Annotated in this window: 7 protein-coding genes; 2 read left to right on the forward strand and 5 right to left on the reverse strand. The window is 66.9% G+C overall.

Annotation, left to right across the window (positions count from 1 at the left end; genetic code table 11):
- Window positions 1–15 precede the first annotated feature (15 nt).
- Window positions 16–3,333: a BTAD domain-containing putative transcriptional regulator gene (locus OG948_RS15010; protein ID WP_406296947.1), complete on the forward strand. Its 3,318-nt coding sequence runs from the start codon at window positions 16–18 to the stop codon at window positions 3,331–3,333.
- Window positions 3,334–3,449: 116 nt separating this feature from the next.
- Here the strand turns inward: OG948_RS15010 and OG948_RS15015 are convergent, their stop codons facing one another.
- Both OG948_RS15015 and OG948_RS15020 read right to left on the reverse strand, forming a co-directional pair.
- Window positions 3,450–4,805 (reverse strand): FtsX-like permease family protein, encoded by a 1,356-nt coding sequence (locus tag OG948_RS15015; RefSeq protein WP_406296948.1) that lies wholly within the window; start codon window positions 4,803–4,805, stop codon window positions 3,450–3,452.
- Window positions 4,806–4,884: 79 nt separating this feature from the next.
- A complete protein-coding gene (locus OG948_RS15020) occupies window positions 4,885–5,682 on the reverse strand; it encodes an ABC transporter ATP-binding protein (RefSeq protein ID WP_406296949.1) in 798 nt (265 codons plus the stop codon).
- 321 nt (window positions 5,683–6,003) lie between these two features.
- Here OG948_RS15020 and OG948_RS15025 point away from each other — a divergent pair, with 321 nt between their 5' ends.
- The gene (locus OG948_RS15025; protein ID WP_406296951.1) at window positions 6,004–7,578 is read left to right on the forward strand and encodes a recombinase family protein; all 1,575 of its coding nucleotides are present in this window, start codon (window positions 6,004–6,006) and stop codon (window positions 7,576–7,578) included.
- Window positions 7,579–8,810: 1,232 nt separating this feature from the next.
- Here the strand turns inward: OG948_RS15025 and OG948_RS15030 are convergent.
- The 3 genes from OG948_RS15030 to OG948_RS15040 all read right to left on the reverse strand — a co-directional run bounded on the left by OG948_RS15030 (window position 8,811) and on the right by OG948_RS15040 (window position 12,090).
- Window positions 8,811–9,401: a recombinase family protein gene (locus tag OG948_RS15030; RefSeq protein WP_406296953.1), complete on the reverse strand. Its 591-nt coding sequence runs from the start codon at window positions 9,399–9,401 to the stop codon at window positions 8,811–8,813.
- Between the two features lie 731 nt (window positions 9,402–10,132).
- Window positions 10,133–10,726 (reverse strand): ATP-binding protein, encoded by a 594-nt coding sequence (locus OG948_RS15035; protein ID WP_406296954.1) that lies wholly within the window; start codon window positions 10,724–10,726, stop codon window positions 10,133–10,135.
- Between the two features lie 125 nt (window positions 10,727–10,851).
- Window positions 10,852–12,090, reverse strand: a complete 1,239-nt coding sequence (locus tag OG948_RS15040; RefSeq protein ID WP_406296955.1) for a helix-turn-helix domain-containing protein — start codon at window positions 12,088–12,090, stop codon at window positions 10,852–10,854.
- Window position 12,091: the final 1 nt, after the last annotated feature.

Here is a 12,091-nt window from a genome sequence, read left to right on the forward strand (position 1 = left end):
AGCGATAATCGCCGCATGATCTTCGGCATCCTGGGACCCGTTGAGGTTCGACTCCCCGACGGGAGCCCGATCGCCGCCGGCGGACCGGGAGCGCGGGCGCTGCTCGCGCTGTTGCTCCTGGACGCGGGGCACATCGTGCCCACCGAACGACTGATCGACGGGCTCTACGGCGAGGACCCGCCGGCGGGTGCCGCGAACGCGTTGCAGTCGCACGTCTCCCGCCTGCGGCGCGGGCTGCGGGCCCATGGCGGCAACGGCGAACTCGTCGAGTTCCACGCGATGGGCTATCGCGTCGCGGTGGACCCGGAAGCGGTGGACGCGCATCGCTTCGAACGACTGGCGCGCGGCGGGCGGGCGGCGCTGGCGGCGGGTGAGCACGCGTCCGCCACCGCGCTGCTGGGCGAGGCGATCGGGCTGTGGCGGGGGCCGGCGCTGGCGGACGTGCCGTTCGCCGGGGCGCGGGCCACCCGCCTGGAGGAGCTGCGGGTGGCCGCGACCGAGGATCACATCGAGGCCGAGATCGCGATCGGCGCACCGCGCGGGGTGGTCCCGGAGTTGCGTGTGCTGGTCGAGGCGCATCCGTTGCGGGAGCGTCCGCGCGGGCTGCTGATGCGCGCGCTGCACGGCACCGGCCGCCAAGCCGAGGCACTGGAGGTGTACGAGGACCTGCGTCGGGTGCTCGCGGACGAACTCGGCGCCGACCCCTCCCCCGAGCTGGCCGCCGTACACGTCGCCGTGCTGCGCGGCGAGATCCCGGCCCCGCGCAGCCCCGACACGCCGAGCACGCCCCCGCCGACCCCGGAACCGGCCCTGCCCGGACCGATGTTCACCCCGCCGCCGGGCCGGCTGACCGGCTTCGTCGGCCGCGAGGCGGAACTCGCCCGGCTGACCGCGTCGGGACCCGCGGCGCGGCTGCTCACCCTGACCGGGCCCGGCGGCGCGGGCAAGACCCGACTGGCGATCGAGGCCGCCGCCCGCACGGCGGACGAGGTGTGCTTCGTGGATCTGACCCGGGCCGCCGACGACGCGGCGCTGGCGCATGTGGTGGCGAGCGCGCTGGGCATCCGCGAGGCCGGCGGCGTGACCGCGTCGGCCGCCGAGGTCGATCCCGGCGCGCGGATCGTCTCGGTACTCGCCGGCCACCGGCTGCTGCTGATCCTGGACAACTGCGAGCACGTGGTGGGCGCCGCGGCCGAACTCGCCCATCGGGTGCTCGACGAGTGTCCCGGTGTACGGATCCTGGCCACCGGGCGGGAACCGCTGGGCATCACCGGCGAGGTGTTGTGCCCGGTACCGGAATTGGCGCTGCCCGACCCGGACGCCGATCTGGACGCGCTGCGCGCCGCCCCGGCGATCGAACTGTTCGCCGCCCGGGCCGCCGCCGTACGGCCCGGCTTCGCGGTCACCGCGGAGACCGCGCCCGAGGTCGCGCGGATCTGCGCCGCGCTGGACGGCCTGCCGCTCGCCATCGAACTCGCCGCGGCCCGCCTGCGCACCCTCCCGCTGACCGAGGTCGCCGCGCGCCTGGACGACCGGTTCCGGCTGCTCTCGCGCGGCAGCCGTACGGCCGCGCCCAGGCATCGCACGCTGCACGCGGTGGTCGAGTGGAGCTGGGACCTGCTCGACCCGGACGAGCGCGCGTTGGCCCGCCGGTTCACCGTGTTCACCGGCGGCGCCACCCTGGCCGCCGTCGCCGCGGTCTGCGGCGGGTCCGAGGACGAGGCCGACGACCTGCTGGCCGGACTCACCGAGAAGTCGTTGATCACCCTCGCGGACGGGGACGGCGGCCGATTCCGGATGTTGGAGACGATCCGCGCGTTCGGCGCCGCGCGGCTGGCCGAGGCGGGTGAGGAGGAGCGGGTCCGGCGTGCGCACGCGGACTACTTCCTGGCACTGGCCGGCGAGGCGGACGCGGGTCTGCGCGGACCCGGTCAGCTCGCGCTGCTGCGCCGGCTGACCGCCGAACACGCCAACACCGACGCGGCGTTGCGCTGGGCGATCCGCACCGACCTGCGGCTCGCGCTGCGGCTGCACGCGGTGCTCACGTGGTCGTGGTGGCTGGGCGGCCGGCGCGGTGCGAGCTCGGCGCGGTCCACCGAACTGTTCGAGGCGTTGACGGCGCGCCTGGCGGGCGAGGCGGCGGCGGACCTGCCGGTCGCGGTGGGCCTGCGGTCGCCCGACGGGTCCGGGATCGAGCGGGCGACGACCTCGGGCAACGGCTCGGGCCTCGCCGGGGAACCGGCCGTCACGGCCGACCTCGACGAGGAGTACCTCCTGTGTGTGCTCAACGCGGCGGCGGCCCCCACGGCCGGCAGCGGCGCGGTCGTCGAGGCGGCGCTGGACCGGGCCGCCTCGATCATGTCCGCGATCCGCCGGCCGCTGCGCCATCCCGCGCTGATGGTGCAGTGGGCCCTGGTCGGCGGTCCGGATCGGGCCGATCCGGACGCACACGCGGCGCAGGCCGCCGACAGCCCGTGGGCGAAGGCCGTCGGGCTGCTGGGCACCGGCTATTCCGCGCTGTTCGTCGGGAACACCGAGGCGGCGGGCGAACCGCTGACCGAGGCGGCCGGGTTGTTTCGCGCGCTGGGCGACCGCTGGGGACTGGCCAACGTGCTCGAACCGCTGGCCCAACTCGCCGACTGGCACGGTGATCCGGCCGGCGCCGCGGCACTGATCGACGAGGCCGTCGAACTGGCCGCCGACCTGGGTTCGACCGAGGACCTGGTGGACTTCCTCAATTGCCGGGCCGACCTGGATCTGCGCGCCGGTCGCCTCGAGCCGGCCCGCCGGGAGTACGCCCGGGCCGAGGAACTCGCACGCCGCGCCGGGGCACCCGTGAAGGTCCGGGTCGCGCTGCGCGGCCTGGGCGACGTGGCCCGGCTGACCGGGGACCCGGCGGCGGCGACCCGGCTGTACCGGCAGGCCCTGTACGGCGATGCCGAGGCACCCGCGTGGTACCTGGAGACGCGGTCCCGCGCGTTGGGCGGCCTGGGTCGGATCGCCGCGGCGGAGGGCGACACGGCGACCGCGCGCGAGCGTCAGGTCGCGGCTCTGGAGGCCGCGCTCACCCCGTCGTTCACCGCCGCGGCGGCTGCGGCGGCGGTGCTCGGGCTGGCCGAGACGGCTGCACTGCTCGGGGACGGCGCGCGGGCCGGCCTGCTACTGGGCGCGGCGACGGCGCTGCGCGGCGGGAGCCGGGTGGATGTCGACGCGTCCGCCACCGAGGCGGCGATCCGGGCGGCGGTGGACGATCCGGGGTTCGCCGACGCCTGCGCCCGTGGCGCCGCGCTCGACCGGGACGAGGCGGTGGCGGCGGTGCGCGCGTACGGCTGACGCCGCCGAACGGCGAAGCGGGGACGGCCGCCCGAGCGACCGTCCCCGCCGTACGTCCCCGTGCTCCGGCCGGGCCCGGGACCCCACCGTGTCCGTCCCGACCACCGCGCGTCCGCTCAGCCGGTGATCGCCTCCATCGCCCGGCCGCGCATCGTGCGGCGCGCCGTACCGACCGCGGCCGACAGCGTGACCACCCCCGCGACCAGTGCGAACACGGGCCAGATCCACGGTGCGACGGTCGGCGACAGGGTGTCGGTGCGGGCGTAGTCGAACGGCACGATCGTGGCCAGACCGGCCAGGATGCCGAGGCCGACGCCGGCCACGGTCAACACCGCGCCCTCGACGGCGACGACGGCCAGCAGTTGACGCCGCTCCGCACCGGCGAGCCGGGCCTGGCCGAACTCGACGCGGCGGTGCTTCACGGTCGCGACCAGCGCGTTGATCAGCAGGATGCAGGCGAAGAGCACGATCATGCCGACCACGACGAAGTTGAGCGTCTCGATGTTGCGCTGTTCGTTGGTCTTGGCCAGTCCCTCGGTCGCCAGCGCGGCGTTGTCGATGTCGACCAGGGCGAACGTCCCCGTACCGATCCCGACGAACAGGATGATCGGCGCGAGCGCGCCGGCGAACTGCGTACCGCGTCGCCGCAGGTTGGCGACCACCAGGTGGCCCACCACACCGCGGCGCTCCAGCGGTCCGGCGATCAGCGCGGTGATTCGCCGGATCAGCCAGGGCGCGAACAGCGCGAGGGCGATCGAGGCGAAGATCGAGGCCGAACCGGCGCTCTGCATCGCGTCGCTGCCCTTGCCGTGCATCACCGTCACGGTGGTCAGCGCGAGCGACACGGACACCACGAGTGCCAGCGTCCCGGCGACGATCCGGCCCCGGCCCATCCGCCCGTCGTCGACCTGCGCGTCGGTGGTCGCCGCGGCGACCCGCACCCGGGTGGCCCGTCGGGTGGTCAGCAGCGCGGCGAACACCGAGGCCGGCACGGTGATGCCGTATCCCATGCCGAGCGCCGTGCCGCCGAAGGCGTAGTCCACGCCGCCCGCGACCTGGTCGGTGTCGCGCAGCAGGGACAACAGCGTGCTGCCGCCGAGCGCGCCGACCGGCGCCGCGAGCGTCGCGGCCAGGACCGCGAGCACGAGCGTCTCGCCGACGATCATCCGGCCGATCTGCGCGGGGGTGGCGCCGACGCTCTTGAGCAGCGCGGTCTCCGCGGCCCGTTGCCGGACCGCCATGGTCAGCGTCGAGGTGACCGCGAACACCACGAGCAGCAGCCCCCAGCCGCCGACGATGGTGCCCATGTTGGACAACGTCTCCTCGCTCGCGGCGTCGACGCCCGGTCCGCGTGCGGTATCCAGCATCGAGGCGAAGCTCATCAGGATGGCCGCGCCGAGGAACATCGCGAGGAAGCTCGCGGCGAAGGCGCCGGAGCGTTGGCGCAGCGAGCGCCAGGCAAGCCGAAACATGATCGAGGACCCTTCGGGACGGTCGACGCGCGACGCGGCCGGGACAAGCAGGACGGCGGAACAGGACGGGGCGGGAATCTCAGCCCGAGGCCCGGTCCGCGAGCCGGGTCATCCGAGCGGCCACCGCGTCGGCGGTGGGCTGCGGCAGCCGGCCGACGATCCGCCCGTCGGCCAGGAACAGCACCGAGTCCGCGTAGGCGGCGGCCACCGGGTCGTGGGTGACCATCACGAGCGTTTGTCCGTGCCCGGTCACCGCCTCCTGGAGCAGCCCGAGCACGTCCCGCGCGCTGCGGGTGTCCAGCGCTCCGGTCGGCTCGTCCGCGAACACCACCTTGGGCCGGGTCACCAGGGCCCGGGCGATCGCCACCCGCTGCTGCTGGCCGCCGGAGAGTTGCGCGGGCAGGTGGTCCAGTCGCTCGCCCAGGCCGATCCGGGTCAGTACCGCGACCGCCGCGGCCCGGTCCACGCGCCGCCCGGCCAGCCGCAGCGGCAGCACCGTGTTCTCCAACACGGTCAGCGTGGGGAGCAGGTTGAACTGCTGGAAGACGAAGCCGATCCGCTCACGCCGGAACCTCGTCAGCGCGGCCTCGCCGCCGTGGGCGAGCGGCTCGCCGTCCACGTGCACCGTGCCGGTGTCCGGCAGGTCCAGGCCCGCGGCGCACTGGAGCAGCGTGCTCTTGCCGGAGCCGGACGGGCCCATCACCGCGGTGAAGGTGCCGGCCGGCAGCGCGAGACAGACCCCGTCGAGCGCGGTCACCAGGTTGTCCCCGGTGCCATAGGTCTTGCGAACGTCGGTCAGGCGCAGGGCCGTTCGGGATGGGTCGGCGGCGCTGTCGAGCCGGCCCGCGGTGCCGTCGGGTGCGTGTGTCGTCGTCATGTCCACGACTGTGGCCGAGCCCGCCGGCAGCCCGAGCACCGTGCGCTGACCGAGCGGAACCGGCCGCCGGCAGCCCCGCCGGGTCGTGCCCGGCGGTCCGGCTCGTCGCCATGGTCGGCAACGCGTCCGTCACCTGGTGAGCGCGCTCACGCATCCGTCACCGGGTGAGCGCCGCCACGCGCCACGGATCGGCCCGGGGACGCTCGTCCCCGGGCCGATCGGCTCACGCGCGCTTGTTGATCTGGAAGGTCGGCGTGGTGACGTCGGCGAAGAAGTCCTGTCTATTGTTCCTCTGACTGGAACATCGGTATGTTGCCGTGCATGATCGAACATCCGAGGGTCTTAGGCGCTCTGCGTGTCAGCGTCACCAGCGACGACAGCACGTCGGCGGAGAAGCAGAAGGATGGCGTGAGCCACTGGGCCAACGGCCCGGCAATCAACGGCGTCATCGTGGGCTGGGCCGTGGATCTGGACGTGTCCGGCGGCCTACATCCCTTCCGACGGCCGGAGTTGGGGCCGTGGTTCAACGAACGCGCCGACGAGTGGGACGTCATCGCCGTGTGGAAGCTCGATCGCCTGACCCGGCGATCTGCCCACTTCTCCGAGCTACACGAGTGGTGTATCGCGAATAGCAAGGTCATCGTGTCGGTGACCGAGGGCATCGACATGTCCACCCCCATGGGCAAAATGTTCGCCCAGATCATCGCAGCTTTCGCCGAAGGCGAATTGGATACCATTCGCGCCCGCGCCCTTTCCGGCTCTCTGGCACGCCTCCAAAAGGGCGTGTGGGTCGGCGGCGTCCTTCCGTTTGGCTATCAGTTCCAAAGGCTCGAAGGCGGGGGGAAAGTCCTCGTTCAGGAAAGTGAATATGCCAAGCTCGCAGTCGAGATGATCGATCGCCTGAAAGGCGATTGGTCGAGTTACAAAATTGCTCTGGATTACAACAAGCGTGGCGTTCTTACCTGGCGCGACCGCCTTAGAGTCCTCCAGGATCAAGAGCCACGTGGAATCCAGTGGACATCCAATACCGTTCTTGCGTGCGTCAAGAATCCAACCATCGGAGGGTACTACACCTACAAGGGAACGCTTGTAGAAGACGATGAGGGGAACCCTATCCCGATCACTTCCGAGCCAATCATGCCATACACCGAATGGGCTGATTTCGTGGCGGGACTTGAAACCAATAAACGCGCAATGCGCGCCATTCCCTCCCGCTCAATGCTAGGCGGCGTTTCAGTGTGCGGCGGGTGCCAAAGTCGAATGTCTTCCTCAAGGAAGTATCGCGCAGGCGCAGCACGCGATTATCACTACTACGCCTGCAATGCCATCCAGACCGGCATGTGCGATAAGCCCGCCCGGGTACGGCGCGACGATCTCGACAACGTGATCAATCAGGTTCTGGTGGACGCCATCGGCGAGTTCCCAGTCGTGGAGAAAGCTGTCAATAGAATCTCTGAAATCAAGGTCGAGCACGCCACCGCAAAGGCAAGGCTCGCACGCCTCGAAGCAGACTTCTTGGCAGGCCGTTACGACGGAGACGGACAAGAAGAATCCTACTGGCGCATGCATGCTCCGCTGAGCTCCAAGGTTTCCAGCCTCACCAACTCGATCGCCAGCGCCGAAGCTGCGCCTGCCTATATCGACACGGGGCGCATCTACCGTGACGTCTGGTCCGAAATGGACGATGAACAGAAGCGCGTTTTCCTTCAGCGACACGAGATCGAAATTTCGATCCTCCCGGCCGATGCAGACTCGCCGGGCAAGGTACAAGTTCGCGTTCCGAATATGCCCCTCTTGGCCGAGCGTGCCGGACTGAAACTCCCCAAACAGATTAGTTGGCCAGTCTGGGAAATGACGGAGAACCTCCCTGGCAGAAGGCGGCGTGGTCAAGGATAGAAGACAGGAACGGTGTCACTCGACTTTCTAATGGTGCCTCCGAACCACCTCCCAGAGTAGGCTAGAGCGAGTCGTATACAACTGAATATAGCTGGGGGCTCCCGTGCGTTCTACTTGGCATGTCATGGATCTCGCTGACCATCTGGGCGTCAGTGTCACCTGGGTGGAAAAGAATGCGAAACGCATGGGCATCCCGTACGAACGTACGCGGGATCTGATGGAGTTCGACCCCAACATGGTTGCGCAATGGATAGACGGAAGGCACGCTCTCACTAATGATTGACGCGGTGTATCGGCGTACGTCAGATGGCGCCGCGCTGACAACTTCATAGCTGGAATGTGAGGACCCCGTCGCGGTAGGCAGTGGCGGGGTTCTCTCACGTTTGGGGAGGGAATCCAGGTGGTTACCGATCAGGCGACCGAGCGACGTGCGGGCTCGTCAGGGGCGACGGAACATGAATGGCGCAGGGCTCTTCTCACATCCGACGCGCCAGATCATCTCAAGCTCACAGGGGTGACCCTGTCGCTCTACGGCGACTTTGCAACGGGGACGGACGTGCGTCCGTCGACGTCCACGATTGCAGAGCATCGGAACTGTGATCGGGCAACGATCAGTAAGCACATCGGCGGACTGGTGGCCGCCGGGTGGTTGATGGACACCGGCAGGAAGGTCAAGCGCGTCAAGGTTTATGACCTTGCCGTGCCCTTCGGGCTTGGCAACGCGAGCGGAAGTGTGCTCCCGGAGGCACACAATATAAGTACTACTACTAGTACTGGCTCCCTTCGATGGAGCCCCACTACTCCTGACACAGACACTGCCCCGGACTCCCTTCGGAGTCCGTCGGAAACAGCTACCACTACAGGTAGGAAGCTGGGACGCCGTAAGCGTCCCGGCAATAGTAGAAGGCTCTTCAGGGTGTACAGCGAAGCTCGGGAAGCTTCGCAGGCAAGCAGGGAAGTGTTTGAGATGTACGGCGGCCACATGCCGCCGGACTACTGGGACAGGAGTGCTCCTGAACAGTCCAGTGGCCCGGCACCTTTCTAGGTGCCGTACTGGCAGTGACACTCCTTCGTCGCGTCGGCAGTCGCAACGCGACAGGCTGTACGCCTGTCCGAGAGGCCGACAGTTCAGGGCGTAGCAAGAGACCAGTACGCGCGCCCGCAAGGGCGGGAGGAGACTGCTCAGAGATTCAAGGATGCCCCATCCGGGGCGTCCCTTTCCTATGTGCTTGTCAGGCAGTGACTTCCTGAGTGTCGGCTCCCGCCGGCGCGCCCTTACCCAGGTGCCGGTAGATGGTTGCCCTGCCGACGCCGAACACGTCGGCAATCTCTTGCACAGTGTGGCCTTTCGCGTCGTACATCCGACGTGCCAACTGAATCTGTGTCTGTGTCATTTTCGGTTTCCGACCGCCGACGCGTCCCCGGGCACGGGCCGACTCAAGTCCGTCCCTGGTGTTCTCGACAATCAGCTCTCTTTGGAACTCTGCCACCGCAGCAATCATGTGGAAGACGAGTCGCCCACCCGGCGACGTCGTGTCAATGCTCTGCTCCGTGACCTTCAGATCAATCCCCGCTGCACCCAACTCCGCAACCAGCTCGATGAGGTGTGAGAGAGATCGGCCCAACCGGTCAAGGCGTGTGATCACGAGGGTGTCGCCGGGGCGCAGGAAGGCCCGGCACTTGTCCAGCTCCGGCCGTGAGGCCAACTTCCCCGATGCGGTGTCGATGAACATGCGCTCACAGCCGGCCGCCTTCAAGGCGTCCTCCTGGTGGGCGGGGTTCTGGCTCTTGCCGCTGACGCGTCCGTATCCGATGAGTGCCACGACACCAGACCGTATCAGAAACGGTGTCTAGCGTCAGTAGTGAGACGTAGAAATCGGTCACGAGATTTGAGACGTCACCAGGTGTACATGTGTTCGCATCGCACTCGACCCTGATGTGTGTCTCGCAGACCTTCGTTTGTGGGACACCGACGCGTGTGACTGTGCGTAGACCGTGACCCTGTCCACTTCGCTCCGGCCTGTCGGACCAGATGCTCCCTGCCTCGCGTCCTGGTGGCTCTGTGTGGCCGTCTGACAGTCCGCCTCGGCCTGCCCCTGGTCTGTTCCGTCCTGCCTCTCATGAGCCCGTCAGGGCCTTGCTGCATCTGTCATGGACACCGCCCGCTACGGTCGGCCTGTCTCGACATCTGTCCAGGTCACGCCTTGACGGCTCGACCAACGGGTCGAGCGCGCTGCCTGCCGACACTCCGAATCAATCATCGAAAAGCTTCGACTTGATTCCGAATTTGAATCCTCGCGCACCCTGGGGGTAATACCCACTGGCGCAAAAATGGGAACCCGCAGGAGGGCTGTCGCCTAACAACGTACGGGTCTGGGACTTTTCCATCCTGGGCAGTATTGGGCTGCTTAACCTTTGCGGCACAGGGCATCTGCCCTTAGCGTCAGGGTGGAGAAACTGCTGATTCTTGGTATATTCTGCTTCTGAATGCAGCGATACCCCCGCCCTGCTTGGGCGGAGGCAATAGCACGTCGCTGCAATATGACGCTATCCGTTACCGTCGCCGCCAGACACCGGCGTCCGTCTTCTCGATGTACCACATCACGGAGACCGTAGTGTGGTCCACTTTGATTCCGTGGTCGGGACACCTCGGCGGGCCCATGGTTCGTTTCCGCAGGCTACAGAACGACACCTCCCAATGTGAGGAAAGGAAGTCGACGACCGCCAATCCCCGCCGAGAGTTCGTCTTCCTCGGAAGAAACTCCGACGCTTCTCCTCGCACATAGTTGACGTACTCGTGGCGCTCCCCGGCATTTCCCCGATCGGTTACCATGAGCAAGACGATTCCCCCAGGGCTTTCCCAACCGGTCTGGGGAATGTCTTCCAGGGCGTACGCAAGGACGGCGAAGTCCGGTGAGCCGGAATGCCTGAGAACGTTTCCGACCAGCTCTGTCGTCACAAGCTCGACGTCGCTGGAGAGATCGCCCATCATCCCGCTTCGGGTCATCATTTCTGCTACGTCGTGGCGCGCCTTCGACGCGCTTTCCGGAGTTGTCGGAAAGACTCCGTGAGTCTTTCCAATCGTAATCCTGTCGGACTTCTGAATGGCTTGTAGGCGTGCTGTTTGCTGCTTCTCTTGATCGGTCACGAGTCCCCCAAGACTCTTCTTGGTTGGTATTCCTCGTGACCCTAGGAACAGGTCATACGCGCAACCAGAGCGTCGGCGCAACGATCCTGGTCATGATCGTTTCTAACCATCGCGCAGCGCACTGGTTAGCCGGTAACGTGCAGGTAGGAAGCCATCTCCCGCATGTCACTCGTAAGAGTGCGCTTGCGCCCGTGCAGGATGTCTCCCATGACATCACGGGCCATCCCCTGGTGCTTGACCCACTCGGGAGACTCGCGGCGAATGCCGATGAGTTCGTCCATTGCCTCTCGATGATCACCCAAGGCTGCGTGCGCGTGCGCCACATCCAAACGGTGTCGGTTCCAATTATTAGGAGTGGGTTTCCCTAGGCGCCTGATTGCTTTGATGCTGCCAAGTGGTGAATCTTCCACTCGTCTGAGAACCGACCGATGATCACCAATAATAGAGAGATCCTCCACGGTCTTCATTGCAGCCGTGAGAGGTCCGAATGAAGCCCAATGGGTCCGATAGTCGGTGTGTTCTGCGTCGATGGCACTCGCTGCCGTAACAGCCAACCGTCGGGCGTCTCGTGCGACATCTGGCTTATTGTTGCGGACGGCCGCCGACGCGATCCGCTGCAATAGCTCGCCCCATACTGCAAGATGTTCCGGGGTTGCTTTGGAAATTTGAGGCTCTATGGCATCGGCCGTGACCGATGCGAGGCGCTCACACTCGTCGAAGCGTCCCTGTCGTAGCAGCAACCAACACATGCCCACCACGCCTGTAGCTGCAAGAAGCCTCTGATCCAGTGCGCGAGCTTCTCGAATTCCTTCTGAAAGCACATGATAGGCAAGGTCATATTGCCTGACTTGGGTCAGATACTTGCCTGCCAAATACAGACCGCTGATACGAACTGGAATGAACTCTGCTTGTAGATCATCAGAGACTTCTAATGGATGCTGCACCGACCGCAAGATACTGGGCAACTCCAGGGCAATCGAATGGTATCGATCTCCATGATACGACGCGTGTGCTTCCTCAATCCGCCTCCGCGTGCCAGTCAATATCTCTGTCGTGATTTCCGTCGTGGGAGTTGAATTGAACAGGCCGATCGGGGGCGTGATTGCCTGCCTCAGTTCGATCAGGTGGACTCGTGTCCCCTCTTCGTTCCGCACAGGCTTGGGAACGGACGCAGCAAACAGGGCCGAAGTCGTCACGTCCAGGGCGCGAGCAAGTAGATGAAGGGTCGCAATCTTGACGTCCCCGCCTCGTTCGACCTTGGCCACGGTCGATGTCGCAAGCCCGGCGGCTTCCGCCAACTGTTCCTGACTCCATCCGGCCACGCGCCGGTACTTCCTGACGTTGTCCCCGAGGTTCCCCGCCATC

The organism is Embleya sp. NBC_00888, from assembly GCF_045207655.1.
In the GTDB taxonomy this organism is placed as follows: Bacteria; Actinomycetota; Actinomycetes; order Streptomycetales; family Streptomycetaceae; genus Embleya.

What these genes read in the sequence shown, in the direction of transcription:
- OG948_RS15015 (WP_406296948.1), bottom strand. Translation starts at nt 4,805, where the DNA reads ATGTTTCGGCTTGCCTGGCGCTCGCTGCGCCAACGCTCCGGCGCCTTC.
- OG948_RS15020 (WP_406296949.1), bottom strand. Translation starts at nt 5,682, where the DNA reads ATGACGACGACACACGCACCCGACGGCACCGCGGGCCGGCTCGACAGC.
- OG948_RS15040 (WP_406296955.1), bottom strand. Translation starts at nt 12,090, where the DNA reads ATGGCGGGGAACCTCGGGGACAACGTCAGGAAGTACCGGCGCGTGGCC.
- OG948_RS15010 (WP_406296947.1), top strand. Translation starts at nt 16, where the DNA reads ATGATCTTCGGCATCCTGGGACCCGTTGAGGTTCGACTCCCCGACGGG.
- OG948_RS15025 (WP_406296951.1), top strand. Translation starts at nt 6,004, where the DNA reads ATGATCGAACATCCGAGGGTCTTAGGCGCTCTGCGTGTCAGCGTCACC.